27 protein-coding genes and 1 tRNA gene are annotated in these 26,348 nt (G+C 61.4%); 18 read left to right on the top strand and 10 right to left on the bottom strand.

The window, feature by feature from the left end:
- Window positions 1–4 precede the first annotated feature (4 nt).
- The 5 genes from RQ865_RS09230 to RQ865_RS09210 are packed head-to-tail and all read right to left on the bottom strand — an operon-like array spanning window position 5 to window position 5,357.
- The gene (locus RQ865_RS09230) at window positions 5–1,471 is read right to left on the bottom strand and encodes a penicillin-binding transpeptidase domain-containing protein (RefSeq protein WP_311479024.1); all 1,467 of its coding nucleotides are present in this window, start codon (window positions 1,469–1,471) and stop codon (window positions 5–7) included.
- Window positions 1,468–2,868, bottom strand: a complete 1,401-nt coding sequence (locus tag RQ865_RS09225; protein WP_399521829.1) for an FtsW/RodA/SpoVE family cell cycle protein — start codon at window positions 2,866–2,868, stop codon at window positions 1,468–1,470. Before RQ865_RS09225 ends, RQ865_RS09230 begins: the two co-directional genes overlap by 4 nt.
- Window positions 2,855–4,117 (bottom strand): protein phosphatase 2C domain-containing protein, encoded by a 1,263-nt coding sequence (locus RQ865_RS09220; protein WP_311479022.1) that lies wholly within the window; start codon window positions 4,115–4,117, stop codon window positions 2,855–2,857. Before RQ865_RS09220 ends, RQ865_RS09225 begins: the two co-directional genes overlap by 14 nt.
- A gap of 5 nt (window positions 4,118–4,122) precedes the next feature.
- Window positions 4,123–4,647, bottom strand: a complete 525-nt coding sequence (locus tag RQ865_RS09215) for an FHA domain-containing protein (protein ID WP_201518087.1) — start codon at window positions 4,645–4,647, stop codon at window positions 4,123–4,125.
- Window positions 4,644–5,357 carry an FhaA domain-containing protein gene (locus tag RQ865_RS09210; RefSeq protein ID WP_399521828.1) on the bottom strand — a complete coding sequence of 238 codons (714 nt, stop codon included), beginning with the start codon at window positions 5,355–5,357 and terminating at the stop codon, window positions 4,644–4,646. Before RQ865_RS09210 ends, RQ865_RS09215 begins: the two co-directional genes overlap by 4 nt.
- 200 nt (window positions 5,358–5,557) lie before the next feature.
- Here RQ865_RS09210 and RQ865_RS09205 point away from each other — a divergent pair.
- A tRNA-Leu gene (locus RQ865_RS09205) sits at window positions 5,558–5,644 on the top strand.
- 70 nt (window positions 5,645–5,714) lie between these two features.
- Here RQ865_RS09205 and RQ865_RS09200 read toward each other — a convergent pair.
- On the bottom strand, window positions 5,715–7,592 hold the full coding sequence (locus tag RQ865_RS09200) for a phosphoenolpyruvate carboxykinase (GTP) (RefSeq protein WP_311479020.1): 1,878 nt from the start codon (window positions 7,590–7,592) through the stop codon (window positions 5,715–5,717).
- 229 nt (window positions 7,593–7,821) lie between these two features.
- Between RQ865_RS09200 and nrdI the strand changes: the two genes are divergently transcribed.
- The 5 genes from nrdI (at window position 7,822) to RQ865_RS09175 (ending at window position 11,533) form a co-directional block, all read left to right on the top strand.
- Window positions 7,822–8,376: a class Ib ribonucleoside-diphosphate reductase assembly flavoprotein NrdI gene (gene nrdI / locus RQ865_RS09195; protein WP_311479018.1), complete on the top strand. Its 555-nt coding sequence runs from the start codon at window positions 7,822–7,824 to the stop codon at window positions 8,374–8,376.
- Window positions 8,373–9,401, top strand: a complete 1,029-nt coding sequence (nrdF, locus tag RQ865_RS09190; protein ID WP_201521034.1) for a class 1b ribonucleoside-diphosphate reductase subunit beta — start codon at window positions 8,373–8,375, stop codon at window positions 9,399–9,401. Before nrdI ends, nrdF begins: the two co-directional genes overlap by 4 nt.
- 403 nt (window positions 9,402–9,804) lie before the next feature.
- Window positions 9,805–10,377 (top strand): NADPH-dependent FMN reductase, encoded by a 573-nt coding sequence (locus tag RQ865_RS09185; protein WP_201521035.1) that lies wholly within the window; start codon window positions 9,805–9,807, stop codon window positions 10,375–10,377.
- A 140-nt stretch (window positions 10,378–10,517) separates the two neighbouring features.
- Complete coding sequence (locus RQ865_RS09180; RefSeq protein ID WP_311479015.1) at window positions 10,518–11,216, top strand: AzlC family ABC transporter permease; 699 nt, start codon at window positions 10,518–10,520, stop codon at window positions 11,214–11,216.
- On the top strand, window positions 11,213–11,533 hold the full coding sequence (locus RQ865_RS09175) for an AzlD domain-containing protein (protein WP_311479014.1): 321 nt from the start codon (window positions 11,213–11,215) through the stop codon (window positions 11,531–11,533). Before RQ865_RS09180 ends, RQ865_RS09175 begins: the two co-directional genes overlap by 4 nt.
- Here RQ865_RS09175 and RQ865_RS09170 read toward each other — a convergent pair.
- Entirely contained in the window at window positions 11,511–12,503 is a 993-nt protein-coding gene (locus RQ865_RS09170) for an acyltransferase family protein (protein WP_311479012.1), read from the bottom strand. The genes RQ865_RS09175 and RQ865_RS09170 overlap by 23 nt on opposite strands.
- A gap of 139 nt (window positions 12,504–12,642) precedes the next feature.
- On the opposite strand from RQ865_RS09170, the gene serA reads away from it, so the two are divergent.
- From serA to RQ865_RS09140, 6 genes are all read left to right on the top strand, one after another.
- Window positions 12,643–13,854 (top strand): phosphoglycerate dehydrogenase, encoded by a 1,212-nt coding sequence (gene serA / locus RQ865_RS09165; protein ID WP_311479011.1) that lies wholly within the window; start codon window positions 12,643–12,645, stop codon window positions 13,852–13,854.
- 89 nt (window positions 13,855–13,943) lie between these two features.
- Window positions 13,944–14,651, top strand: a complete 708-nt coding sequence (gene hemQ / locus RQ865_RS09160) for a hydrogen peroxide-dependent heme synthase (protein WP_311479010.1) — start codon at window positions 13,944–13,946, stop codon at window positions 14,649–14,651.
- On the top strand, window positions 14,652–15,920 hold the full coding sequence (locus tag RQ865_RS09155) for a ferrochelatase (RefSeq protein ID WP_399521827.1): 1,269 nt from the start codon (window positions 14,652–14,654) through the stop codon (window positions 15,918–15,920).
- Between the two features lie 140 nt (window positions 15,921–16,060).
- Window positions 16,061–17,059, top strand: a complete 999-nt coding sequence (locus RQ865_RS09150) for a hypothetical protein (protein ID WP_311479008.1) — start codon at window positions 16,061–16,063, stop codon at window positions 17,057–17,059.
- Between the two features lie 137 nt (window positions 17,060–17,196).
- A complete protein-coding gene (locus tag RQ865_RS09145) occupies window positions 17,197–17,877 on the top strand; it encodes a hypothetical protein (protein WP_311479007.1) in 681 nt (226 codons plus the stop codon).
- On the top strand, window positions 17,874–18,239 hold the full coding sequence (locus tag RQ865_RS09140) for a hypothetical protein (RefSeq protein ID WP_311479005.1): 366 nt from the start codon (window positions 17,874–17,876) through the stop codon (window positions 18,237–18,239). Before RQ865_RS09145 ends, RQ865_RS09140 begins: the two co-directional genes overlap by 4 nt.
- 101 nt (window positions 18,240–18,340) lie before the next feature.
- On the opposite strand, the gene purB is transcribed toward RQ865_RS09140, so the two are convergent.
- On the bottom strand, window positions 18,341–19,741 hold the full coding sequence (gene purB, locus RQ865_RS09135) for an adenylosuccinate lyase (RefSeq protein WP_311479003.1): 1,401 nt from the start codon (window positions 19,739–19,741) through the stop codon (window positions 18,341–18,343).
- A 10-nt stretch (window positions 19,742–19,751) separates the two neighbouring features.
- A complete protein-coding gene (locus RQ865_RS09130) occupies window positions 19,752–20,279 on the bottom strand; it encodes a low molecular weight protein-tyrosine-phosphatase (protein WP_311479001.1) in 528 nt (175 codons plus the stop codon).
- A gap of 148 nt (window positions 20,280–20,427) precedes the next feature.
- Here RQ865_RS09130 and RQ865_RS09125 point away from each other — a divergent pair, with 148 nt between their 5' ends.
- Window positions 20,428–20,733, top strand: coding sequence for a hypothetical protein (locus tag RQ865_RS09125; protein WP_311479000.1), 306 nt, complete (start codon window positions 20,428–20,430; stop codon window positions 20,731–20,733).
- Window positions 20,730–22,187, top strand: coding sequence for a hypothetical protein (locus RQ865_RS09120; protein WP_311478999.1), 1,458 nt, complete (start codon window positions 20,730–20,732; stop codon window positions 22,185–22,187). Before RQ865_RS09125 ends, RQ865_RS09120 begins: the two co-directional genes overlap by 4 nt.
- 1 nt (window position 22,188) lies before the next feature.
- Here RQ865_RS09120 and RQ865_RS09115 read toward each other — a convergent pair whose 3' ends face one another.
- Entirely contained in the window at window positions 22,189–22,584 is a 396-nt protein-coding gene (locus RQ865_RS09115; protein ID WP_311478997.1) for a phage holin family protein, read from the bottom strand.
- Window positions 22,585–22,649: 65 nt separating this feature from the next.
- On the opposite strand from RQ865_RS09115, the gene RQ865_RS09110 reads away from it, so the two are divergent.
- From RQ865_RS09110 to RQ865_RS09095, 4 genes are all read left to right on the top strand, one after another.
- Window positions 22,650–23,753, top strand: a complete 1,104-nt coding sequence (locus tag RQ865_RS09110; RefSeq protein WP_311478996.1) for a histidinol-phosphate transaminase — start codon at window positions 22,650–22,652, stop codon at window positions 23,751–23,753.
- Window positions 23,754–23,883: 130 nt separating this feature from the next.
- Window positions 23,884–25,017 carry a thiamine pyrophosphate-dependent enzyme gene (locus RQ865_RS09105; RefSeq protein ID WP_311478995.1) on the top strand — a complete coding sequence of 378 codons (1,134 nt, stop codon included), beginning with the start codon at window positions 23,884–23,886 and terminating at the stop codon, window positions 25,015–25,017.
- Window positions 25,014–25,997 (top strand): alpha-ketoacid dehydrogenase subunit beta, encoded by a 984-nt coding sequence (locus tag RQ865_RS09100; RefSeq protein WP_311478994.1) that lies wholly within the window; start codon window positions 25,014–25,016, stop codon window positions 25,995–25,997. The genes RQ865_RS09105 and RQ865_RS09100 overlap by 4 nt, the downstream gene beginning before the upstream one ends.
- A 16-nt stretch (window positions 25,998–26,013) precedes the next feature.
- Window positions 26,014–26,348, top strand: a 335-nt coding sequence (locus RQ865_RS09095; RefSeq protein WP_311478993.1) for a biotin/lipoyl-containing protein, incomplete at its 3' end; no start/stop codon positions are given.

Raw genomic sequence — 26,348 nt, 5'->3', positions numbered from 1 at the left:
GGCCTCATACGCCTAGCACCGCCTTCATTACTTCTCGTCCAGTTGCCGCCGGCAAACCGTTGCCGTATCCCGACTGTCCCATTCCGCCACCGTCTTCGAGCACCACCGCAACAGCCACCTGGCGGCCATCAAGCTCCGCGTAACCAGTGAACCACAGCGTGTACGGGTCACCGTCACCGTTTTCGGCGGTGCCAGTCTTTCCATAAACTGCCACACCATCAATCCGAGCGTTATCTGCCGCGCCATTGTCGACGTTATTGCGCATCATGTCTTGCATGAGCTTGGCGTTTTCTTCGCTCATAACGCGGCCGTATTCCTTTATTCGCTGCGATTCGAGCACATCCAGCGACGGGGTGAGCACCTCTTTCACCACCGTCGGCTCCATCAGCACGCCGTCGTTTGCCACACCGGCCGAAACGAGCGCCATTTGCAGCGGGGTGGCCCGCAGATCGTACTGCCCGAAACCGGTCAGGCCGAGCTGTGCGTCATCCATCGAGTCTTTGGGGAATACGCTCGCAGCCGACGTCATCGGCACGTCGAACGTGTCGTTAAAGCCGTAGCGTTCGGCGATGGTGCGCAGCTTATCTTCGCCGATCTTGATCGCCAGTTGGGCGAACGGGATATTGCATGAATACTGCAGCGCGATGCGCAGTGTGGTGGTTTCAGAATCACCGCCGCCGCAGCGCTCACCCCAGGCGGGGTTATTGACCACGTGGTTGGTGCCGGGAAGTTTCCAGGTGGGTGGGTTCGGCAGTTTCGTATCTGGCTTCACAATGCCGTATTCGAGCGCGGCGGTGGCCACCACCAGTTTGAAGGTTGACCCGGGCGGGTTGAGCGAACCACCGATTGCCCGGTTGAAAAGCGGGTTGTCGGGGTCGGATTCGAGCTTGTGGTAGTTCTCGATGACCTGCCGATCATCGTGCAGCGCAAGCTTGTTCGGGTCGAATCCGGGCGTTGAATACATGGTGAGGATGGCACCGGTTGCCGGATCGATCGCGATCACCGCCCCCTTGAGGTCGCCGAGCATCTCGGCGGCCACGCGCTGACCATCGGGATTGAGTGTCAATTCGACCGCGGCACCCGCGGGTTGATCGCCAGTGAACATGCGTCGCAGGCTGGTGAAGAACTGCGAATCGCTGGTTCCGGCGAGCTCGGAGTTCATGGCCTGCTCGATACCGATCGAACCCTGGGTGGCCGAGAAGTAACCGGTCACGGTGCCGTAGAGCTCGGGGTCGGTGTACACGCGCTGGTACTGGTATTCGGTGTTGTCGGGCTGCGATATGGCGATGGGTGAGCCATTCACCAGGATGGGCCCGCGCTGCACCTCGTAGCTGGCCAGCAGCGCTCGTCGGTTACGGCCGTCTTCGGCCAGCGACTGCGATTGGAAAACCTGGATGTAGGTTGCCGAGCTAAAAAGCGCGAGGAACATGACGAGCACAAAGATGCCCACCAGGCGAATGTTCTTACTCATGCTGCACCTCCAAGGGCCGGCACCGCATCGTCACGGCGAATCGTGTCGCTCAATCGCAGCAAAATCGCAACGATGATCCAGTTGGCGATCAGACTCGAACCACCGGCGGCCAAAAATGGTGTGGTGAGACCCGTCAGCGGTATGACTCGAGTGACCCCGCCAACAACAATGAACACCTGAATGGCCAGCGTGAACGACAGGCCGGTAGCGAGCAGACGACCAAAATCATCCCCGCCGGTGTGACCGATACGCAAACCGCGGGCCACCATGATCAGGTAGAGCGCGAGAATCGCGAACAGCCCGGCCATTCCGAGCTCTTCGCCGAGTGCCGAAATGATGAAGTCACTCTCGGCAACCGGTGTCAAATACGGGTGGCCGAGCCCCAAGCCGGTGCCGATCAGGCCACCATTACCGAGCCCGAACAGGCCCTGCACGAGCTGATAGCTTCCGCCGGTGGCTTCGTAAAGCACGGGGTCGAACGGGTTCAGCCAGGCTTCCATACGACGCTGCACGTATCCCCAGCTGGTGGCCAGCACCAGGCCACCACCAACGAACAAGCCGACACCGATGAGCACCCACGAAAGGCGCCCGGTGGCAACAAAAATCATCACCAAGAACAGGCCGTAGTACAGCAGTGAAGTGCCGAGATCGCGCTGCAGCACGAGGATGCCCATGCACACCGCCCACACCACCAGAATGGGGCCGAGGTCACGCATCCGCGGCAGCCGCAGGCCAAGGAATCGCCGCGACACCATCGAGAGCGAATCGCGTGCGGTAACGAGATAGCCGGCGAAGAAGATGGCCAGCGCGATCTTCGCGATTTCACCGGGCTGAAAGCTGAACCCGGCAATCGAGATCCACACGCGGGCGCTGGCGGTTGAAACCCCCAGCCCAGGAATCATCGGCAACAGCAGCAACACCAGTGCCGCAAACCCGAACACATAGGTGTAGCGCTGCAGCACGCGGTGGTTGCGCAGCAAGAAGAGCACGCCAATGGCAATCGCGATGGCGAGTGCCGTGTAAATAATCTGCGCGGTGGATGAATTAATGGCGATGTGCTTGTTCGACTCGTTCACCAGGTCGAGGCGATAAATCATGGTGATGCCCAGGCCGTTAATGGTGGCGGCGATCGGCAGCAAGAACGGGTCGGCCTGCGGTGCGCGGAAACGCAGCACGATGTGCATCCCGAACATCAACACGGCAACCGAACCCAGCAGCATCAGCACCCGGTTATCGAACTCGCCGGTCACCCCCAACTGCACCTGCAGCAGCGCGGCAAGCACAATCACCATCGCGAAGATGAGGAAACCGAGCTCCATATTTCGCAGCCCCTGCTTGCGCTGGCGGGGCCGTGGTGAAGCTGAAGTTACTTCGGGAGCGGCGCTAGTCGACTGCACGTTCAAGCCTTTCGACGAGTGCTCGCGCATCTGCTATCGAATTGAATGGAATGGTTGAGCTCACCTGCATCTGTTGATAAACGGGAAGCTTGTTGACTTCGAGGTCGGTTGGTTCGATTACATGGCTCAGTGAGACCGGGCCGAGCTGGGCGTTGACGCCCTGGTAGATGGCCACTCGATCATTGTCGATACCGACGTAGTACTGGCGCTGGGTCCAGTCGTAGGCGAGTGCTGACGCGCCGGCGGCGATGCTGAGAACAAGCAGGATGCTCGCCGCCCAGGTGACTCGACGCCAGCGGCGCATATTGCGGTCTTCGGCGATGAGCTTGTCGAGGTATTCGTCGCTGGGTGCCACGAACTCTTCGTTTTCGGGGCGGGCGGCGATGCGGCGGCGCGATTGCAGCACATCGGGCAGCATGCGACGCACTCGACGCTTGGGTTCGCTGGCTTCGTAGCGCAGCGGATTTGCGGCTGAGCCCACCAGTTTCGGGCGGATCGGTTCGAGTTCGGTTTTACCGATTTCGAGTACGACAACGGTGACGTTGTCGGGGGCGCCATTGTCGAGGGCGAGCTGGATGAGGTCATCACCAACTTCGCGGGACGACTCGTCGCGTCGACCGATCACCTCACTGATGCGGTCTTCGTCAACATAGCCCGCGAGCCCGTCTGAGCACAGCAGCCAGCGGTCGCCATCAACGGCGTCGAACACGTAGGTGTCGATATCGGGTTCGGTTTCGACATCGCCGAGCACGCGCATCAGCACCGAACGGCGGGGATGCACGAGCGCTTCTTCGGGGGTGATGCGGCCGGCATCCACGAGCCGCTGCACGAACGTGTGGTCGACGGTGACCTGGTGCAGCTCGCCGTCGCGATAGCGGTATACGCGCGAGTCGCCAATATGCCCGATCACGAGCTGGTCGCCAACGAGGGTGACGAGGTCGGCGGTGGTGCCCATCCCGGCGAGTTCGGGATGTTCGGCAACGGCCTCGATGATGAGTTCGTTTGCCTCGTGGAGTAGTTCGGTCAGGCCGGCTTTTGCCTCGTCGACAGTTTCGTAGCGCTCTTCGTGGGCGGCGATGTGCTTCACGGCGATTGACGACGCAACATCACCACCGGCGTGGCCGCCCATACCGTCGGCAACGCCGTGCAGCACGGTTCCCACAAAACCCGAGTCTTGGTTATTAGCCCGCACTCGACCGACGTGTGAAACTGCGCCCGCGCGCACGAATTTGACCATAGTGTCGTTCACCGCACCTATTGGAGCTCAAACGAGGTCGTGCCGATGCGCACCGAGACGCCCCGGCGCAGTTCGGTTGGCTGGGATACTCGCTCGCCGTTGACGAAGGTGCCGTTAGTTGAGTCGAGGTCTTGTACCATCCAGCGGCCGTCCCAGTTGAGCAGGCGGGCGTGGCGGGTGGAGGTGTAGTCGTCGCTGATGACAAGGTCTGAGTCGCTTGCCCGGCCGATCGAGATGGGGGCCTGGCTGAGCGAGAGCTCTTCACCGCGGCGCGGTCCCGAGGTGATCACCAGGCGAGTGAGTTCGGCGGGTTCGCTGGCCGCAGCTGCCGGCGCGCCAGCACCAACCGCAACGGGGGCCTGTTGTGGGGCTGCCGCATAGGTTTGCTGCCGCGACTGCTGCTGTTCCATCGCCTTCTGGTAGTCCTGCGATCGGGAACCAAATAGATCGCTGCGCAGCGCGTAGATGATCGAAAAGATGAAGATCCACATCATCGCCAAAAAGACGAGGCGGATCACGAGCATCGTCAATTCACCGCTCATCGACGACCTCCCGGGTTGTGCATGTGACGGGTTGCAGTGCTCGGTTCAGCCTGGGGCACGATTCGGAACTGTAGCTGTGTGCGGCCGATTTCAATGAGCGAATTGGGTTCGAGGGCGGCCTGCGCGATACGCCGGCCGTTGAGTTTGGTGCCGTTGGTTGAACCCAGGTCGCGCAGCGCCGCGCGTTGCCCATCCCAGATCACTTCGGCGTGACGACGTGAGGCGCCGTTGTCGTTGATGGTGATGTGTGCATCGCTGCCGCGACCGATCACATTCGACCCCGACTGGATGGGGAAGCGCTGCCCGGCCACTTCGAGCACCGGAACCCAGTTGACCCGGCCCTCGACCGAGCGTGAGTTCACCTCGAGCTGGCCCTCGCTGAGCTGTTCAGAAGCGATGAGCTGCACTGAAATCGGGCCGGCGAACTGATAGTGCTGTTGCACCGCATGCCGCTCGATCTCGTCGAGCAGTGAGTTTTGTAGCGAATTACCCAGGGTGTTGAGGCGGTCGTAGTCGCTGGCCGAAACGACGACCTGGAACTCGTTGGGAACCAGCACCCGATCACGTGAGACAACGGCGGCGCGAGTGTCGAGTTCGCGTTTGAGGGCAGCCACAATTTCTACCGGCTGCAGACCCGACCGGAACGTCTTGGCGAACGCGCCATTAAAGGCCCGTTCAAGCCCACGTTCAAATTTGTCGAGAAAACCCACATTCATCCTTCGTGGCCGTTTGGCCATATCGATTGGCTCCGCAACGGCGTCACGGAGATGCTTTGCTGGCAGTGTAGTTGGATTGGCTGAAACCTTAGTGGCGTGGGTGAGGGTTGGGAACCGTTCGTGGAGGCAAATTGCCGCAAATTTGTCGCGCGGTTTCGCATTCTCGCGAATCTACTGGTAATGTTGGCAGTCGCGCGCGAGTGGCGGAATAGGCAGACGCGCACGGTTCAGGTCCGTGTGCCCGTGAGGGCGTGGGGGTTCAACTCCCCCCTCGCGCACCATGTGAAATGACCCCCAACCTGGGATGTAATCCTCGGCTGGGGGTCATTTTGTCTCCACGATTATGCTCGCTCACTCGCCACTGATGGCAGATGCAGAGGATTCAGCCACAAACGCTTGCTCGGCGAGCGCCGCGCGCAGCTTGCGATGCGCATCCCAAATCTCGGCGGGAAGGTCGGGCAGTTCTGCCAGGTGTTCTTGCCGGTACTGGCACTCTTCCATCCAGCGGTCGGTGTCGATCTGCAGAAGCTGTTCGAGATCGGCCGCGGGAATCTCGAGTCCGCTGAGGTCGAGCTCGGCTGCCGTTGGGATAACGCCCACCGGGGTCTGCTGTCCGTGTACATCTCCCGCTCGGTACTGCATCAGCCAGTTGAGTGCGCGCAAGTTTTCGCGGTAGCCGGGCCACAGGTAGTGCCCATCTTCAGGGGCGCGCTGGAACCAGTTGACGTGCGCGAAAACGGGCAGCTGTCGCACCTGACTCAACACGTCGAGCCAGTGCTGGGCGTAGCGGCCTTCGGAGTACGAGAAGAATGGACGCATCGACATGGGGTCGTATCGCAGCTGGCCGTCGAGGCCCTCGGCGGCAAATGTTGCCTCGGCGCCCAGCGTGAGCCCGTCGTAGACACCGTCAGCAACCGTTTCGATCGCGCGAATAAGTGGTTCGCGGTCGCGGGTGCGGCCACCGAAGATAATGGCGTCCACCACCACACCGGCGGGGTCGGCGGCATCGGCAGCGAGGTTGGGGATGCGGTCGAGTGCCACCGTGAATCGGCTGTTCGGATGCGCCCACGGTGCGGATTGCTCTGCTGGTTGACGCTCGGCAATCGATGCGCCGGTCCAGTCGAGCCAGCCATCGAGGTTGGCTGGTGGCTGCGGGGTGAGTCCCTCCCACCACACCTCGCCGGTGCGTTCGTTGTAGGCGGTGTTGGTGAAGATGGCTCCCGAACCCGGTGCGATTGCTTCCATTGCGGTCGGATTCGTGACTTCGTTCGTGTTCTTGGCCACGCCAAAGGCGCCGTTTTCGGGGTTGATTGCGCGTAGGCAGCCGTCGTCATCCACCCACATCCAGGCAATATCGTCGCCGTAGAAGTCAACCCGGTATCGCTCTCCGAGTGCTTGGGGCGGTAGCGTCATGGCCAGGTTCGTTTTGCCGGAGGCGCTGGGGAACCCGCCGCAGATATGTGCGGTCTTGCCGGTTTCGAGGTCGCGAACGCCGAGCAGCAGGAACTGTTCTGCGAGGAATCGACCTGAACTGCGGCCGTCGTAGGAGGCTTGACGTAGGGCGTGCGCGATTTTGCCGAGGAGGGCATTGCCGCCGTAAGCCGAGCCAAAGTGGAGGATGGTGCGCTCGTCGGCAATGGTGGCGAACAGTCGTTGGTCATTGGCAGTGCCGTGGCCGAGTGCATCCGGATTGCCGGTGACCTGCACGCCGCGCACAAAGAAGTCGGGGTCGGTAAGCGTGGCGAAGTGGTCGATTCCCACGCGAGCCATGCGGATCATCTGCAGCACGACGCCGCGATTGTCGGTGAGTTCGACACCGGCGGCATAGGGAGCAAGCGGGCTACCGGTGGGTGCCATGAGGTAGGGGACGACATACATTGTCTTGCCTCGGGATGCGCTGCGCATCCGTTCGATGAGCTGCGGCTTCACTTCCGCTGTCGGCTGCCAGTTGTTGTAGCGACCGCGGTCGGCGGGGTTGGAGGTGGCCACAAGCGTGCGCTCTTCAGAGCGGGCGGTGTCGCCCGGGTGTGACCGCGAATAGTAGCGGTTGTCACCGGCGGGAAAGAGCTCACCGGCAGCGAGCGCCTCATTGATGAGCCTGGCATCGTCGGCCGCCGAAACTAGCTCGATGCGCTCGGGTTCGGTGATCTTGGCCCACTCGGATACGAACGTTCGGATGCTCTCGTTGGAAATTTCGTCAGGAATTGGAATCCTGTTCGGTTCGCTCATCGCACAACCTCACTCGTTGACTTTCGGGCCGCGCACAGCCCGTGTGGAACCGCGAATCGGACGGTTCGCAGCCACCCTGATATTTGCGCCAACTCTAATGTTCGGCAACGCGAACTCTCAAGCATGGGCGTGTCGTACTTGAGGGTGTACTGTTCAAGCAGACACTAGATGTTGTGCTGATTGCCTGAATGTCCACTAGATGTTGTGGCGAGTTGGAGGGGGGAGTGAAATGAGCACAGGTGCAAGTGTGCGCCGATCAGTTCGTACCACCCAGGACGTGCGGGTCTTGGCAGGAGCCGACTCACCCGACCTGGTGTACTTCTCGAGCGTTTCCGAAAACACCCGGCGGTTCGTCGACCGGCTTGATCGAGATGCGGTTCGTATTCCGCTGCGCCCCCGAGTTGAGGGGATGATTCGGGTCACCCGACCGTTTGTACTGGTCGTTCCGACATATGGCGGGGGAGAACGTAGCGGCGCCGTGCCCAAGCAGGTGATCCAGTTTCTCAACGACCCCGCCAATCGCGCCCTCATTCGCGGCGTCATCACCGCCGGAAACACCAACTTCGGTGAGTACTACTGCCTCGCTGGCCCCATTATCTCGGCCAAGTGTCAGGTGCCCGAGCTCTATCGCTTCGAACTGCTCGGCACCGACCGGGATGTGGAGCGGGTCAACGAGGGACTCACCGAGTTTTGGGCGCGCATCCAGCCGAAGCCCATCGATTTGCACGACCCGTCAGCTTCCGAACGCAGCCAACCATTGATCACCGAAGGACAACCTGTATGACCGACTCATCTGCATCCCCTCGACTCGTCACCGAACTCTCGGTCACCCCGCCGAGTTATCGGCATGACCCCACCGCGCGGCTGCGCCCCATCAACTGGAACCGCATCGCCGACAACAAAGATCTCGAAGTGTGGAATCGGCTCACCGCCAACTTCTGGCTCCCCGAGAAGGTGCCGCTTTCAAACGACCTGCCGGCCTGGCAGCAAATGAGCGAAGTGGAACGCACTCTCACCATGCGGGTGTTTACGGGTCTGACCATGCTCGACACCGTGCAGGCCACCGTCGGTGAGATCTGCCAGATTCAGGATGCGCGCACCGAGCACGAAGAGGCGGTCTACACCAACATCGCGTTCATGCAGTCGGTGCATGCCCGCTCGTACTCGTCGGTGTTCTCGACGCTCACCTCAACCCCCGAAATCGACTCGGCCTATCGCTGGGCAATCGGCAACGATCTGCTGCAGGAACGGTGCAAAAAGGTGCTGCAGCACTACTACGGGTCGGATCCGCTGAAGCGGAAGGTGTCATCGACGCTGCTCTCATCACTGCTGCTGTACGCCGGGTTCTATTTGCCGCTGCACTTCTCGGTGCACGCAACCCTCACCAACACCGCCGATATGATCCGGCTGATCCTGCGCGACAAAGCAGTGCACGGGTATTACTCGGGCTACAAATACCAGCGCGGACTCGAAACCTATGGCGAAGCCAAACAGGCAGAAATGCACGACTTCACCTTTGCACTGCTCGAAGAGCTCTATGAACTCGAACTGCAGTACTCGGGTGAACTCTACGAGCCGCTCGGACTCATGGATGATGTCGCGGTATTTGTGCGCTACAACGCCAACAAAGCCCTCATGAACCTCGGCTATCCGCAGCGATTCACCGCCGAAGAAACGCAGGTAAAACCCGAGATCCTGGCTGCGCTCTCACCCGGCAGCGACGAGAATCACGACTTCTTCAGTGGTTCGGGATCGAGCTACGTCATTGGCAAGGGAGAGGACACCACGGATGACGACTGGAACTTCTAAGCCATCTCCCGAACCTATGCCGCGTCCCGACAGTGGCTCGTGGCTCGAAACCATCGCGTTGTTCGAAGCGATCCGCGAAGGTAACCAGCCTGCGGCCCATCGATTGTTGTGCACCAGCGCTAAACGAGATGCGGTGCTTGGCGGTCTCTTGTCGCTGCTCGGGGTCTTGTTGCGCGCGGAAGATGCCATGGACAGAGCCAAACTCGATCGCTTCATTGAGGTGTCCCACCGTGCAGGTCCGCCGCCAGCGTTTGGGGCGCGACCATTTATACCGCCTCAAAGCTGAGCCCGCCTCACCAACTGAGTCGTCCGGCAACCGGCAGCGAACAGATGCTGCTGTGGCCAGGTGTCATGACCACTGCAATGCCACTGAACCCACCACCTACGAAAGTGAATCAACTCAATGACCAAGCACATCAGCGTAATTGTCGGCAGTCTGCGCCGCGGCTCGTTCGCGCGAAAGATTGCGCAGAACGTCATCCCGCTGTTCCCCGAGGGCTACCGGGCCAGCATCGTCGAGATTCGAGATCTTCCGCTCTACGACTTCGACTACGACGACCCGGAGGTCACCGACAAGCCAGTCCCCACCGAATACACCGCCTTCCGAAACACGATCAAATCCTCTGACGGCATCCTGTTTGTGACACCCGAGAACAACCGCACGATTCCGGCGTGTGTGAAGAACGCAGTCGATGTTGGTTCCAAGCCCAATAGTGATGTGGCCTGGAAGGGATTGCCGGTGGGCATCATCAGCCACTCGGTGGGCCGAATGGGTGGCTACTCGTCGCAAAAGAATCTGCGCCTAGCGCTCTCCTACTTCGATATGCCGACAGTGGGGCAGCCAGAGGTGTTCCTGTCACAATCACCGGAGCTGTTCGAAGGCGGTGACACGATCGTGCGCGAATCGACTGTGGCGTTCCTGCAGGACTACATTGATCGCTTCAGCAGCTTGGTAGCCGACCACAGCCGCAGCTAAGCCCGCTCGCTGGCCGTAACGGCAACTGCGGTCGAGTAACCGTCGACCCCATCACTAGCGGGATTGCGTGGTCCACGGCAATCAGTCGCGGTGCCGCCACCGGTTTGGCCCCGGTGCGAATTGGCGTGAGAATGGCGGGTATGAAACGAGCGACCGCGGCCCTGGGGCAAGACGTGCGCCAGGGGCTGGTCGACAGCTTCCCGGTGCTGTTTGCGTTCCTTCCGCTCGGGTTGTCGTTTGGGATGTACGCGGTGGCGATGGGGCTCGACTGGTACTGGGCGGCGGTCATGGCGCTATTCGTGTTCGCCGGCTCGCTCGAGTTTCTGGCAGTGTCGATGCTGCTCACCGCGGCACCGCTGGCAACCGTCGCCACCACCGCGCTTTTTGTGAACGCTCGGCACGTGTTTTACGGCCTTTCGGTGCCACTCGAGCGCATCCGTCCGCTCCCGGCTCGACTGTATGCAATCCATGCGCTTACCGATGAGTCGTATGCGGTGCTCGGCTCGAAAAATCCCGCCGAGCTCACGCCAACCCGCGTGTTGACGGTGCAGATCTCCACCCACTTTTACTGGACCGGCAGCGTGCTCGTTGGTGCGCTCGCGGCCACCGCAATTCCGTTTGATCTCAGCTTTATGGGCTTCGCGATGACGGCCCTGTTTGTGGTGCTCGCCCTCGAAGCACTCAAACGCAGCCGTGAGTTTGGTTTGGCTGCGGCAGCCCTGGTTGTCGCAGTGATTGCCGCGATGGTCGCCAGCGAGGCGATGCTGGTGGCCTCAATGCTCATCTATCTCATGGTTGCGCTCGTGGTGGTGCTGGTGCGGAGGCGGTCAATTCTGTGAACCTGACGCACTCAATCGCCATCATCGCGGTGATGGCGGTGATCACTTTCGGGCTGCGCGCGCTGCCGTTCGCTTTCGGTAGGTGGCTGCGCGAGCAGCCCGTGGTGCGCGAACTCAGCCTGCTGCTGCCAATCGGCGTGATGACCGTGCTCGTGGTTTATTCGCTGCGCGAAACGAGTTTTGTGGACACCAACTGGGTGGCACCTGCCGTGGGGGTTGTGGTCACCGCCGGGCTGCACCTGTGGCGGTGGAATATCTTGTTGAGCCTGATCGGTGGTGTCGGGGCCTACGGTATTACGCTGCTGATTTTGGCCTAGCGACCAGTCGGCGCAGCTGTTCGATGCGGATGGGCAGCTCGAATGCCCACGACACAGAGCGGTAGACGTAGATCATCAGCAGCGGGAAACCGAAGGTGAAGACGGCGATGATCAGCCAGGCAGCGGCAGGCGGCAGCACGTTCGCCCAGGGGGCCAGTGCTCGCGCGGTAATCAGCATCGAAATCGGATGCGCGCAGAACATCACGATCGAGTGGCGCCCAACCAGTTCGAGGAAGGGTAGCCGCGGCAGTCGCGGTGCCAGCCACAGCAGAAAAGCGAGCCCCGGAAGCGAGGCGAACACCGCGAGTGGATAGTTCGGCAGCACCTGGATGAACCGGTTGACGGATGCGTAGGCGATGATAACTGCGGCAACCCCCATCACGATCGGGAACCACACCCCCAGCTGCTGTATTCGTGACAGATGGGGAGCCAGCGCCGCCCCGGCGAAGAAAAAGAAGCTCCAGAACAGAAAGAACCGGATGTCTTGATCGGTTTCGCCAATAAGCAGCAGTGTGAGCGGGCCGATGAGTGCGAGCACGGCGGCAGGGATGAACCGCACCAGTGGTGCGATGAGATACACCCCGAGCAGCACCGCCAGAAACCACAGGTGCAGCGGGCCCGAACGCCAGTAGTTGATGTTGAGCAGGTCGACGTGGTCGACGACGGCAATGGCGGTGAACACACCCCAGACGAGGTAGGGCCACAGGATGCGCGACACCTTGCCCCACAGATAGGCGTCGAGCGGCTTTTTCAGCGAGGGCAACAGCAGCAGCCCCGAGAGCACCAGCAGCAGCGGCACTCGGTATGGCTCCAGCGACCCGAAAAGGATCTGCCGCCCCTCGAAGCGGAAGTCGAATCCGAACTGGCGCGGAAAATCGAATGAGTGATTGAAAGCAATCAGGATGACGGCGAGGCCACGTAGCGCATCCATCCAGTGCATTCGGGTGCGATCAGCTTTGGGTTGCGTCATCGCACCTCCTGAACACATCTATCGACCTCGTCTGCTGCGTGAGTTTCGAAAACACACGGTAGCGCAGTTGTTCGAGCACCCCGGTGGTGGAATGCGGGATGCCGTGAATGGTGTTCACCAGAGTCGTAAGATATGGAGTATGAAGGCACTGCTGCTCGAGAACATTCACCCTGACGCAACTCGCATTCTTGAAGGCGAAGGAATTGAGGTCGAAACCCGTAAGGGCGCCCTCGATGAGGACGAGCTGATTGCGGCTCTCGACGGTGTGGAGCTGCTGGGTATTCGGTCGAAGACTCGGCTCACACGGCGGGTGCTCGAAGCCAACCCGCAGCTGATTGCCGCGGGTGCCTTCTCGATTGGTACCAATCAGATCGATCTCGAGGCCGCTGCCGAACACTCAGTGGTGGTGTTCAACGCCCCCTACTCGAACACGCGCTCGGTGGTTGAATTGGCCATTGGTGAGATCATCGCCATGGCCCGCCACCTCGGTGACCACAACCGCATGATGCACGACGGTGTGTGGAACAAAACCGCCAAGGGTTCGCACGAGGTTCGCGGTCGCACCCTGGGCATCGTGGGTTACGGCAATGTCGGTTCGCAGCTGTCGGTGCTCGCCGAGGCGCTGGGGATGCACGTGTACTTCTACGATGTGGTTGACCGGATGGCGATCGGTAACGCCGTGCGCTGCCGCACCCTCGAAGAGCTTTTGGAGACGGTCGAAACCGTTTCGATTCACGTGGACGGTCGTCCCGAAAACACCAACCTTTTCGACCGTGAAACGATCGCCATGATGCGTCCGCGTTCGCTGCTCATCAACCTGTCGCGCGGTCACGTGGTCGACCATGATGCGCTCCGTGAGGCGATTGAGTCGGGCCATATCGCCGGTGCCGCGGTAGATGTTTTCCCGAATGAACCGAAGAAGATGGGTGACCCGTTTGAGTCGGTGTTGCGCGGGCTCGACAATGTGCTGCTAACCCCGCATATTGGTGGCTCGACCGCCGAAGCGCAGGAGGGGATTGGCCGCTTTGTGGCAGGGAAGTTCCGCGACTACCTCAATTCGGGTTCGACCTATATGTCGGTCAATCTTCCCGAGATTCAACTGGCACCCATCACCACCGGCGTGCGACTGCTGCACCTGCACCGCAACGAGCCGAACGTGCTCGCTCGGGTGAACACACTGCTGGGTGCCGCCGGCGCCAATATCGACAGCCAGCAGCTGGCCACCAGTGGCAGCATCGGCTACGCGGTTACCGACTGTTCGAATGGTGTGCCGAGCGATGTGATTGACCAGCTGCGTGACCTTGACGCCACGATGCGTCTGACGGTGCTTGGCGGTGCCGACCGCCGCTAGTTTCGCGTCCGGCCGCAGCGGGTGTTGGCGCATCTCGCCGGTTCAAAAACCGCGGGTCGCATCGCGTTGCCGCCGAGTAAGCTGGGGGCATGGCAGAAACAACTCAGCCTTCTGGCAATCTCACGCAGTACACCACCTACACCGTGTTCCGGCGACCGGTATCGGCACCCGACATTAACGACCTGGCGGGCGCTACCGCCGCGGTTGAAGCAGCACTGGCTGAGGTGACCGGTACGGACGTTACGGTTCGTGGTCTCTACGATGTGTCGGGCTTCCGTCACGACGGTGATGTGTTGCTGTGGATGCACGGCGATGACCCCGAGGCACTGCAGGCTGCGATTCGTCGCATCCGCATGACCGCGTTGTTCGCACAGCTTGAAACCACCTGGAATGTGGTGGGTGTGCACCGCGCCGCCGAGTTCAACGAGCGGCACATGCCGGCATTCATGTACGGCAAAGAGCCGAAGAAGTGGATCAGCATCTACCCGTTCGTGCGCTCGTACGACTGGTACCTGCTCGATGAAGCTGACCGCAGCGAGATGCTGCGCGATCACGGGATGCGTGGCGGCAAGTTCAAGTCGGTGCTCGCGAACACCGTGGCGGCGTTCGCGATCAGCGACTACGAGTGGATGCTCGCCTTTGAATCTGACGAGCTGTACGAGATCGTCGACATGATGCGCGATCTGCGCTACACCGAGGCGCGCCGCCACGTGCGTCACGAGACGCCGTTCTATGCGGGCCGTCGCATTGCAGCGAGCGAACTGGGCACGGTGCTTCGACACGGGGCGGGTGCCTAGTTGGCAGCCGAGAATCTCGCACGCACCAGTTCAGATTCGTCGCAGTCACCGCTCGGGCGCAAACCGGCACCGGCATCGGATGCGCCACTGTGCCCGGGCGCGCTGGTTTCGGCAGCCACCGAACCCGCTCGCGACGGCAGCGCCTGGGTGAAGGCGGGCGTTGACTACGACGGCATCCTGCTCACATCGTTCGGTGGCCCAGAATCACAGGAAGATGTGATTCCCTTCCTGCGCAATGTCACCGCCGGCCGCGGTATCCCAGATGAGCGGCTGGAAGAGGTTGCGGTGCACTATCGCACCCACGGCGGGGTGAGCCCCATCAACGAGCAGAACCGGCAGCTGCGCGATGCACTGGCTGCTGAGCTCAAGCGGCGCGGCCACCAGCTGCCCGTGTACTGGGGTAACCGCAATTGGCATCCTTACATTGTTGATGCGCTGAACGACGCACACGAGGCGGGCGCGAAGCGGCTGCTGGCTGTCGCCACCAGCGCCTACTCGTCGTACTCGTCATGCCGGCAGTATCGCGAAGACTATGCCGACGCGCTTGAGGCGCTGCAGCTGACGGGTGAGGTCGAGATCGATAAGGTACGCCAGTTCTTCGACCACCCGGGATTTGTGAAACCGTTTGAGCTGGGGCTGCGCGAGGCGATCGACAGCATCCTTACCGAGCGTCCCGAGCTGCAACCGAGCGATATCGAGGTGTTGTTCACCACCCACTCCATTCCGAGCGCGGATGCGGAGCACTCAGGCCCCGACACCCGCGGTTTTGGTTTCGGTGGCGCCTACGCCGCGCAACACCTCGAGGTGTCGCGTGCGGTGGTAACGAGTGTCGAAGCGGGCCTGGGCGGCACCCCGCTGAGCTGGCAGCTGGTGTACCAATCGCGTTCGGGCCCGCCGAGCCAGCCCTGGCTTGAGCCCGACATTAACGATGTGATCGAGGGGCTGCCGGATGCCGGTAAGGCCGCGGTGATCGTGGTGCCGATTGGTTTCGTGAGCGACCATATGGAAGTGCTTTGGGATCTCGACAATGAGGCACGGCAGAGCGCGGCGGATGCGCAGCTGCTGTTCCGACGCACCCCCACCCCGGGTGTGCATCCCGCTTTCGTGAGCGGTCTTGCCGACCTGATCGAAGAGCGCTTATACGGCACACCGAAGGACGCCCGTCCGGCCTGCACCAGCCTTGGCCCCTGGTATGACGTGTGCCGGGCCGGTTGCTGTGAGAACACCCGGTTGGGTTTCCGTCCAGCGCTGGCGGGCTTGCAGCCCTAACCGGATAAATCTGAAACCAGCGAAATCAGCGTCTGCCTCGAGCCTGTCGGTCATCCTCTGGCGTGAATTTATCCGCTGAAAAATGACTGCGGCCTCGAGGCATGCGAGGATAGCCGCAATACCATCAACGCGGAGGAAGCATGTCGAATCAGTATCCGCCTGCCGGAGGGCAGGGTAACTACGACCCGAATTATCCCGGCGGCGGCCAGGGACAGTATGGTCAGCATGCCGGCGGTAGTGACTACGCGTCGTATTCGCAGGGTGCGGGTCAGCAAGGATACGACCAGTACGCCGGTCAGGATGCGCAGCAGGTGTATGGCGGCGAACCTTCCGGATACGACAACTACGGCTACGACGGTGGTCACTACGGTGGCGGTTATGGCGACCAGTATCAGCAGGCCGGTGCGGCTAATGGTTACGGCGGTGGCCAGTCTGAACCCGAAAAGAAGGGTGTTGCGCCCTGGGTTTGGATTGTTGCCGCGGTAGCTGCTGTGGCGCTCGTTGTTGGTGGTGTTTTTGGTGTTATGGCACTGATGAACAACACCGGTGGCAACACAACGGCCAGCGGCGGTGAAAGCACCAGCAATAACGACGGTGACGAAACCGGCGACGAAACCGGTGGTGATGAAACCGAAACTGACCCGGTCGACCCGGTCGGCGGCGACGATTACAGCATCTCGTCGCGGACGGGAGTCACCGATATTTCCCTTGATGGCTACAGCGGCAGCGACTTCACCACCTATGACGGGGGGAGCGATCCGCACATGATGAGTGCCATGAGCAAGGACAGCACCTGCCTGATGATGGCGCAGGTCATGCCCGACAGCGCCGCCGGTGTCACCACCGAACAAATGCGGGGTCAGTTGGGTGCGGCACTGGTCACGATGGGTGACCCAGACGGTAAGGCCGACGATCTCGGCACCGCCACCTTGACCGACTCAAGCGGCAAGCGGGTGGAGTTCTTGCTGGCGAAGTTCTCGGGTGATTTCAGCGGAATATCTGAAGCCTACGCTGCCATCCACACCTTCCCCGACAGCGGCCACATGATGATGATTGCCGGTATGTGCAACTCGGGCAAGATGTCGCAGTCTGACTTCCAGCAGGCAGCCGAACAGGTTCAGTTCACGCTCAAACCGTAAGGCACGGTAAACAAAGCGGCACCGACGTCGTTATTGGCGTCGGTGCCGTGTTTTCCCGGTGACGGCCCCTGAGCCGTGACCGCGGCCAGGCACATTCGGTGGACGTTAGACTTAGCGGTAGATCGGAGGAAGTGCTCATGAGTGGGTTTACAGATGCAGTGAGCCGCGACCAGCGAATTCGCAACCTGCCCGACAAGCTTTGGCTGTCGATGCTGATGCGCGCCCTGCCCGCGATTATCGGTGCCCTCGTGATCGCTTTTACGCCCGACCACTCACCACGCTTCGGGTTTTACGTGTTCGGCACAGTGGCACTGTGGTCGGGTGTGATCGTCGGCTTCGAGGCGATCGGTATTAAAGGCCACCCCCTGCGGCCGCTTGTCTTTACCCGCTCGCTCATCACCGCGCTCACCGGCGGATTTTCACTGTTTATGGCCACCGGTGGACACGACGGGGCTACTGTGCGTGCGTTCATCCTGACCATCGCGATCTGGGGCATCATCACCGGTATCGTCGAACTGATCGGTGTGCCGTTCACTCGCAAACACGCCATGTACGCCGGCGAGATCGTGATCTCGGGCGCGCTGACTCTGCTGCTCGGCGTGATCGTCGCCTTTGTGCCGCCAGAGCTCGATGCGCCCTACGGTGGGCTGGAACACATCGAGGGATCGCTCACCGCATCGGTGCAGGCCGTTGGTCTTGTCGGTGCCTACCTCGCGGTGCTTGGGGTGCTCCTCGTGATTGAAGCCATTACCCTCTACCAGGCGCAGCGGAAAGCAGCGTCTGCAAAATCCACGCAACAGGAGGTTGCAGCCGAGTGACCAAGAACAATTCGAGCCAAGCCGGAAGCGGCGAGAGAGCGCAGCGCAAAGCGCTGATGAAGCCGTTTGAGGTGCTCGCGATTTCAATCGGTATGGGTTTGTTCGCGGCCCTGCTGGTGATCTTTACGCTCAAGAACGTGGTGGCTGCGCTCGTGCTCGGTGGCGGCGTTGTTGTGCTGGCGCTTGTGGTGATTGGGCTGCTGCTACTCGGCTACAAACCAAACCCCGATGTGCCGGTGTACCTCGACCGCGATCTGTACGAGTCGGGTGAACCGGGCGCGCAGCAAGCCGCGCTCAAGGTCGACCCTGACGCGCTCGGCCAAGAACTGCCGCGCGAAGAGCCAGACACCCCCGACAACTGAACGTTTCGGTAGCGCACTGAGCAGTTACCGACACAAACCGGCCGGGAATCAGCATGTAGTTGCTGACCCCAGGCCGGTTTTTTCAATGTGACCTCGCGGCGCTACTTGCTCGCAACCGATGACCGCAGCCGATCGACGAGCTCGTTTGATCGGCCCGTGTAGCTGGCGGGGGTGAGTTGCCGCAGCTGCTGCTTGGCCGCATCCGAGATATCGAGACCGTCAACGAACGCGATCAACTCGTCACGACCAACTGTGTGACCGCGGGTGAGTTCTTTCAGCACCGCGTACGGGTCGTCAATGCTCGAGCGGCCGGCCACCTTTTCGGCACGAATAACGGTCTGAATGGCCTCAGCGAGCACCTCCCAATTTCCGTCGAGCTCTTCGGTGAGGCGTTCGGAGTTCACAGCCAGTGCATCCAGGCCCTTGGCCACGTTTGAGATGGCCAACAGCGAGTGACCAAAGCCGACGCCAATATTGCGCTGCGATGACGAGTCGGTGAGGTCGCGCTGCATGCGTGAGGTGACGAGCGTGTGCGCGAGTGAATCGAGCACGGCACACGACATCTCAAGGTTTGACTCGGCGTTCTCGAAGCGAATCGGGTTGATCTTGTGCGGCATGGTCGACGAGCCGGTCGCTCCGGGCGCCGGAATCTGTTTGAACACACCGCGCATGATGTACAGCCACACATCCGAGCAGAAGTTGTGCAAGATGCGGTTGAAGTGGCTGACCGCTCCGAACAGTTCGGCCTGCCAGTCGTGCGACTCAATCTGTGTGGTCAGTGGGTTCCACACCAACCCCAGGCGGCCCGTGAACTGTTCGGCCACCGCCTCCCAGTCGGTTTCGGGGCTCGAAACAAGGTGCGCGGCAAAGTTACCGGTGGCACCGGCCCACTTGCCCAGATATTCCTGCGACTCGATACGGCGCAGCTGGCGGCGCAGTCGGTGGGCCACCACCGCGAGTTCTTTACCGAGCGTGGTGGGGGTTGCCGGCTGGCCGTGGGTGAGTGAAAGCATCGGCTGAGCACGCTCGGCAACAGCCATCGCGCTGATCTGATCGACGAGCGCGATGGCGGCAGGCAGCCATACCTGCTCGACCGCATCCCGGATAGTGATCGCGTAGGAGGTGTTGTTGATGTCTTCTGAGGTGCAACCAAAGTGGGTCAACTCGGCGATGGCGTTGAGACCGAGTTCGTCAAGCCGCGCCCGCACGTAATATTCGACAGCCTTCACATCGTGCTTGGTCACCGCTTCAATCTCGGCAAGCTCGTCGATGGCGTGCTGATCGAAATCGCTAACCACCTGGCGCAGCGCTTGCTGCTGCTGGGTGGTGAGCGGCTCGGTACCAAACATGCGCAGGTCGGTGAGTTGGATCAGCCATTCGATCTCGACTTTGACGCGGGCCCGATTGAGGGCGGCCTCACTGAGGTGCTCACCGATCGGTGCCACCGCCGCGAAGTAGCGATTGTCGAGGGGGCTGAGGTACTGGGCGGGCAGGGGGCTCATGCGCATCCATTCATCTATTCGTGTCGTCGCGGGCGGCGCGTACGGCGGGTTCTATCTGAGTGAGCAGGTTTTTGCAGGCGCGTTCGATCTGTTCGAGGACGCAGTCGAAAAGCTCGTCATTCCCATAGTAGGGATCGGGCACCTCACCGGTTGCGTTCCCGATCGGGTCGAATTCGCACAGCGGATGAATGAGCATCCGCTGTGCATCATTCTCGGCCCAGGCGCGTAGGACGCGGCGTTGGCCGCGGTCGAAGGTGACGATGAGGTCGTAGTTGTCGAACGTGGTTGGGTCAAACTGTTTGGCGCGGTGATTGGGCACCCTGTATCCGGCGCGTTTGAGTGCGGCCCGGGTGCGGGGGTCGGCCTGCTCGCCGACATGCCACTCGCCGGTGCCGGACGAGCTGATTTCGAGATCGTGTGCGAAACCGTGCTCCCGTGCCAGAGATCGCGTGATTGCTTCGGCCATCGGTGAGCGGCAGATATTGCCGGTGCAGACAAATGTCAGCCGAAAGATCGGTGAATGGTCCACGCGCGCCATGCCTCCATTGTTACCCATTCGCTCGCCGAGTGGTTCGGGAGGGGTGTGGAAACCCTGTTATCCACAAAGACTTCGCCGATGTCAGCGCGATCACGATACCGCCGCCACAATCACTGCATCCACACCTGGAGGAAGGGCAGGAAGGTAGATGAGCAGACAGGCAAAAATTACCGGAATTAACCTCGACGAATTCGAGTTACTCCGCAAACAGCTTCAGGCACTCGCGAATAAGGCACGCGAGGTGCGTTCTGAACTGTACAACACACAGATTCCGCTGGTTGAGGGAGCACATATCCACGAGTGGCAGTCGGTGGCGAAATACGCCTACGACCTGGCACTCGGGGTGATTAGCGCCGAAGCAACCGGTATCGCTGAGGGGTGCTCGGTGATTGCCGCCACCTATGACGGTCTTGATTACGTGCTCGAAGTCGAAAAGGGGGTGCAGTTCCCGTGACGGTGCTGGTGTATAGCGGTGATTCTTTCGCGCTGGCAAACGACCGGCTCGACGAAGCATCGGCATCTTTCCACAGACTGGCAAGCGACTGCGATAGCGCCGCGTGGTACCCACCGCTTGCCGATCATGTGCTGGCAAAGCCGGTGATTCAACTGGCTTCGGTTGAGGGGATGCTGCTGGTTGAGGGTCTGCGCCTGGTCAGCAGCAAGGCCGACATAGTTGGTGATCATCTCGTGCAGGCCCGGCAGTGGTACGAGGGAGCCGACCAGTTTGTTGTGGATGTGATGGAGAACATCACCGAGTTTGCCTATGTGGCCGGTGCCGAACTGGTGAGCTGGGTGGGTAAAGCAGGTGCCGGTGCGTTGGTGATGTTTCTCGCCAGCCCCGGTGGTCAGGCGGTGCTTGCGGGAGTGCTTGCCAGTGGTGGCGTGCTTGTGGGAACCGGTGCTGTCGACCCGAACGAAGTGAAAGCGCAGCTTGCCCAGTTGGGACAGCAGGCAACTGACCAGCTTGGCCCGCTGCTTTCTAACCCGGTGACGGTGATGTTTTTGCGGGGCCTTGTGAGTTCGAGTGATGATCTTGCAAACAACGCCATCTACGACACCGTGATTCCGGGGCCGGTGTCTGGAGCGGCGGCCACGCTGCTCACGATTCTCGGGGTGGGCCCGCTGCGCGACTCGCGTGATATTGCGGGTCGATCGAGACGGGCAATTCAGGGTAACCAACAAACGACACTCGAGGTCAGTGCGCAACGAACTGCACCACGGGCGGCTCCCACGTCGGTGCGGCAGGTGATTGACCACATCCCGCGTTCGGTTGACGGGCAGGCCCAGGTGCGCATCAGCACCTATCGAGATCAGCACGGGAAAGAGGTGCATCTGGTCTCGGTGGCGGGCACCTCATCGGGTGAACTTGGTGGCGAAAACGTATTCGATAACCTCAGCAATCTTGCGGCCTATGCCGGCGACGACGACCAGTCGGTTGCAGCGGTTGAAAAGGCGATGGCCGAGGCGGGTATTCAACCGGGTGATGCGGTCGTGTTTTCTGGCTACTCGCAGGGTGCACTCGTGATCACTCGCCTCGCCGAGAGCGGGCAGTGGCAGGTGCAGTCGGTGGTTACCGCCGGTTCACCGGCACACGGCAACGAAATCCCCGGTCACATCCCGGTGGTGCAACTTGAGCACAATAACGACCCGATCACCGGGCTGCAGGGTATTGCCGATCCACCTCGAAACCAGGTGGCACTCGTGGTGCGAAACACCCACCCTGAAGGGGTGCCGCCGGGATCAGACCCGCTCACGGGGCACATGTTCGACGAGTACCAGCTCACTGCCGACCAGTATGACCAGCTCGACGGGAAATACAACGTCGCGCACCGCGACCGCACGCTCGCCGCGCTGAGTGACGTCGAGGTGGTGCGCTCAGTCGACTACACGATCACTCGCAAGCCGTGAACTATCGGGCGTCATCCTCTTCGTGGTTGAACAGGCCGTTGAGCACCGCCGACAGCAGCGACAGGAGGATGGCGCCAACCACGGCCCAACCGAAGCTATCGATGCTCAGACCGAAGCCGAGTAAACCGCTGATCCAGCCAACGATCCAAAACAGCAGACCGTTCACCACCAGCGCGAACAACCCCAGGGTGAGGCAGTACAGCGGCAGCGAAATAGTCTTCACAACGCGACCGATCACCGAGTTCACGAGCCCCCACAGCACGGCAATGAGCAGGTAGGTGAGCACGAGCGCCAGCTGCTCATTGTCACTCTTGTAGGCAGTAACGGTAATGCCCGGCAGCAGCGACACAAGCCACACGGCGATGGCGTTCAGGATGGTGGTGAGCAGAAAACGCATGCGGCCATTGTTACAGGCTCAGTTGAGTGCGGGGTGAACACGTGCGCCTTGCGTAGACTCAAGCCATGTCCGATGCCGTACCCGTAAAGCTGCGCCCAGAAATCCTCACCCAGCGCGCCTACAAGCAGGGCCAACCCGCCCTCGCCAACTCGTTCAAGCTTTCATCCAACGAACTACCCTTCGCGCCGCTCGACAGCGTTGTCGCCGCGGCCGCAGGCACAACTGCGTTCAACCGCTATCCCGACGCTGCCGCAACCAAATTGCGCCAGGCGCTGGCCGAACACTACGGGCTAACCGCCGAACAGGTGTTGGTTGGCGCGGGCTCGGTGTCGCTGCTCTACCAGGCCGTACAGGCAGCGGCGGGTGCTGGTGACGAAGTGGTGTATCCCTGGCGCTCGTTTGAGGCCTACCCGGGCATGGTCACCGTTGCCGGCGCATCCTCGGTGCAGGTGCCGCTCGACCGCGACAATCGTGTCGACCTTGACGCAATGCTCGACGCCATCACCGACCGCACGCGACTCATCATCGTGTGCTCACCCAATAACCCCACCGGCACCTACACTCGGCAGGAAGAGTTTGAGCGCTTTCTCGAGCGGGTACCGAGCGATCTGCTGGTGATCGCCGACGAGGCCTATATCGAGTTCGTCACCGACCCCTCGGCGCTCAACGCCACCCGACTGCTCGCCGACCACCCGAATCTGGTGATCGCCCGCACCCTCTCGAAGGCTTACGGACTCGCCGGTCTGCGGGTGGGCTATCTGCTCGGTAATCCGCGCCTGCTCGACGCGTTCAACACCACGGCAATTCCGTTCTTGGTTTCGGCACAGGCTCAGGCCGCGGCACTCGCGGTAATGCGCGAAAGCGACTCGGTGCGCGCCCGCGTCAATGAAATAACTATGCGCCGCGACGAGGTGCGCCGAGCGCTTATCGACCAGGGCTGGCCGATTCCCGAGTCGCAGGCCAACTTCGTGTGGCTGCCATGCGGTGAACTCGCCGAGCGGGTCGATGAGATTTTGCGTCAGGGCGGCATCATTGCGCGCACCTTCCCCGGTGATGGCATTCGCGTTTCGATCGGTGAGGAAGCGTCGACATCGCCACTGCTGGCAGCCTGTTCCCGCGCTCTCGAACGCTACCCCTACCTGCGTCGTGAAGAAATCGAAGCTGAATAGTGCCGCCACTCACCCAACCTTGTAGGTTCCGTGAATAAATCTGCCAGCGTACTTGTGGCTCGGCACTAGCAAATGTGCGCCGCACATTCATAGACTTTCACCGTGACGTGTGTCCAGGAGGGTGAATCTATTGCAGCCAGTTGAATTCGATGCGACACAAACCGTGCGCATCCTTTCGCCCGATGGGAAGCTGGAGCCAAGCGTCGCTGCCGAACCCTATGTCGAACGCTTGGGATCGGTCGACGATACGTTCTGGTTTACCGCGCTGCGGCACATGAAGTTCGCGCGCGCCTTCGACCGCGAAGCCACGAACCTGCAGCGGCAGAGCCAGCTCGCACTCTTCGTGCCCTGCGAGGGGCAGGAAGCCGCGCAGGTGGGTTCGGCGCTGGCAACCCGACCGCAGGATGCGATCTTTCCGTCGTATCGCGAACATGCGGTGGCGCAGGTGCGCGGCCTTGATCTGTTTCACGTGCTGCGGTTGTTGCGCGGCGTCACCAATGGGGGTTGGGATCCAGCCGAGCAAAACAACTTCCGCAACTATGTGCTGGTGATCGCCTCGCAGGCGCTGCACGCAACCGGCTACGCGATGGGGCAACGCTTCGACGGCGCCTGCGGCACCGGCGACCCCGAGCGCGATGAAGCAACCATCGTCTACTTCGGCGACGGCGCCACCAGCCAGGGTGACCTCAATGAGGCGCTCGTGTTTGCGAGCAGCCAGCAGACCCCGCAGGTGTTTTTCCTACAGAACAACCAGTGGGCAATTTCGGTGCCGGTGCGGGTGCAATCACGCACCCCGCTGTATCGCCGTGCCGATGGTTTCGGGATGCCCGGCGTGCAGCTTGACGGCAATGATGTGATGGCCAGCTGGGCCGTCACCCAGCACCACCTCGACCGTGCCCGCGCCGGTGAGGGGCCTGCGTTCATCGAAGCGTTCACCTACCGCATGGGTGCCCACACCACCAGCGACGATCCCACTAAATACCGCAGCGTCGATGAAGAATCGCATTGGCGGGCACTCGACCCAATCGATCGCCTCGAACGGTATTTGCGCGCGGCCGGTGTGGCTGCCGCCCAGATCACCGAGCTCGACGAAGCCGCCAGCGATTTCGCGAGCGATATTCGCCGCCGCATCCTCGAACTTCCCGATCCCGATCCCATCGAAATGTTCGCCCACGCCTACGTCGAACCGCACTCGGCGATTGAACAGCAGCGCCTCGATTACCTCGATTTCGAAGCCTCGCTGAGCGAGGAGTATTCCGAATGACGACTGTTGAGACCCTGCCCCTGGCGCGCGCCCTCAACCGGGCAATGCGCGATGCGATGAGCGCCGATGAGCGCGTCATGCTGATGGGTGAAGACGTCGGCAAGCTTGGCGGCGTGTTCCGGGTCACCGAAAACCTGCAGCGCGACTTCGGCGCCAACCGCGTGATCGACACCCCGTTGGCCGAATCGGGAATTATCGGCACCGCGATCGGTCTCGCGATGCGCGGCTACCGACCGGTGTGTGAGATTCAATTCGACGGTTTTGTCTACCCCGGTTTCGACCAGATCACCTCGCAGCTGGCGAAGTTTCACGCCCGCACCGAGGGCGCGGTGAAACTGCCGGTGGTGATTCGGCTGCCGTACGGCGGGCATATTGGTGCGGTGGAACACCACCAAGAAAGCCCCGAAGCCTACTTTGCGCACACCGGCGGCCTGCGCGTGATTGCCCCGTCAAGCCCCAACGACGGCTATTGGCTGCTGCGCCAGGCAATCGAGTGCGATGATCCGGTGGTGTTCCTCGAACCCAAAAGCCGCTACTGGCACAAGGGCGAGGTTGATTTCGCCGCCCCCGCCGGCGCCATGGAAGCGACGCGGGTGGCAAAAAACGGTAGCACCATCACCCTGATCGGCTGGGGAGCGCAGACCGCCATGAACCTCGAGGCCGCACAGCTTGCCGCCGAAGAGGGCGTCGACATTGAGGTGCTCGATATTCGCGGGCTCTCGGCAGTGGATTGGGAACCGATATTTGAGTCGGTGCGCCGCACCGGCCGCGCCGTGATCGCGCAGGAGGCTCCCGGCCACGTGTCGTTCGCAAGCGAGGTGGCGGCCACCATCACCGAACACTGCTTTTACACGCTCGAAGCGCCGGTGCTGCGGGTGAGCGCCTACGATGTGCCGTTCCCGCCGGCCCGCCTGGGTGACGCCTATCTGCCCGACCCCGACCGCATCCTCGATGCCGTCGACCGAGCGCTCGAATACTAAACCGGAGGATCCCAGGATGAGCCAGCTGTACGAACTGCCGGATGTCGGTGAGGGACTCACCGAGGCCACAATCGTGTCGTGGCGGGTAGCCGCGGGCGACACGGTTGCGGTGAACGACGTGCTCGTCGAGATCGAAACCGCCAAGTCGCTCGTTGAACTGCCGAGCCCGTTCGCCGGGGTAATTGGTGAACTGCTGGCGGCCGAAGGCGATCTGGTTGAGGTGGGCACCGCCATTTTGCGGATGCGTGAAGAACCCGGCCAGGCAGCCAAAGGCGACGGCGAGGTCGCCAATCTGGTGGGCTATGGCAGCGGCAGCGGCAGGGGTAGCTTAATATGTTCGCGGTGGCGTCG

The sequence above is a fragment of the uncultured Gulosibacter sp. genome (genome assembly GCF_963509965.1).
Classification (GTDB): Bacteria; Actinomycetota; Actinomycetes; order Actinomycetales; family Microbacteriaceae; genus Gulosibacter.
The sequence above is the reverse complement of the archived record's forward strand: the minus strand, read 5'-3'. Positions and strand labels throughout refer to the sequence as shown.

Bases quoted from the DNA above. Each gene is read 5' to 3' on its own strand.
- RQ865_RS09215 (WP_201518087.1), bottom strand. From the start codon at position 4,647: ATGAGCGGTGAATTGACGATGCTCGTGATCCGCCTCGTCTTTTTGGCG.
- RQ865_RS09185 (WP_201521035.1), top strand. From the start codon at position 9,805: ATGACCAAGCACATCAGCGTAATTGTCGGCAGTCTGCGCCGCGGCTCG.
- RQ865_RS09180 (WP_311479015.1), top strand. From the start codon at position 10,518: ATGAAACGAGCGACCGCGGCCCTGGGGCAAGACGTGCGCCAGGGGCTG.
- hemQ (WP_311479010.1), top strand. From the start codon at position 13,944: ATGGCAGAAACAACTCAGCCTTCTGGCAATCTCACGCAGTACACCACC.
- RQ865_RS09100 (WP_311478994.1), top strand. From the start codon at position 25,014: ATGACGACTGTTGAGACCCTGCCCCTGGCGCGCGCCCTCAACCGGGCA.
- nrdI (WP_311479018.1), top strand. From the start codon at position 7,822: ATGAGCACAGGTGCAAGTGTGCGCCGATCAGTTCGTACCACCCAGGAC.
- RQ865_RS09150 (WP_311479008.1), top strand. From the start codon at position 16,061: ATGTCGAATCAGTATCCGCCTGCCGGAGGGCAGGGTAACTACGACCCG.
- serA (WP_311479011.1), top strand. From the start codon at position 12,643: ATGAAGGCACTGCTGCTCGAGAACATTCACCCTGACGCAACTCGCATT.
- RQ865_RS09145 (WP_311479007.1), top strand. From the start codon at position 17,197: ATGAGTGGGTTTACAGATGCAGTGAGCCGCGACCAGCGAATTCGCAAC.
- RQ865_RS09230 (WP_311479024.1), bottom strand. From the start codon at position 1,471: ATGAGTAAGAACATTCGCCTGGTGGGCATCTTTGTGCTCGTCATGTTC.
- RQ865_RS09130 (WP_311479001.1), bottom strand. From the start codon at position 20,279: ATGGCGCGCGTGGACCATTCACCGATCTTTCGGCTGACATTTGTCTGC.
- RQ865_RS09110 (WP_311478996.1), top strand. From the start codon at position 22,650: ATGTCCGATGCCGTACCCGTAAAGCTGCGCCCAGAAATCCTCACCCAG.
- purB (WP_311479003.1), bottom strand. From the start codon at position 19,741: ATGAGCCCCCTGCCCGCCCAGTACCTCAGCCCCCTCGACAATCGCTAC.
- nrdF (WP_201521034.1), top strand. From the start codon at position 8,373: ATGACCGACTCATCTGCATCCCCTCGACTCGTCACCGAACTCTCGGTC.
- RQ865_RS09170 (WP_311479012.1), bottom strand. From the start codon at position 12,503: ATGACGCAACCCAAAGCTGATCGCACCCGAATGCACTGGATGGATGCG.
- RQ865_RS09200 (WP_311479020.1), bottom strand. From the start codon at position 7,592: ATGAGCGAACCGAACAGGATTCCAATTCCTGACGAAATTTCCAACGAG.
- RQ865_RS09125 (WP_311479000.1), top strand. From the start codon at position 20,428: ATGAGCAGACAGGCAAAAATTACCGGAATTAACCTCGACGAATTCGAG.
- RQ865_RS09115 (WP_311478997.1), bottom strand. From the start codon at position 22,584: ATGCGTTTTCTGCTCACCACCATCCTGAACGCCATCGCCGTGTGGCTT.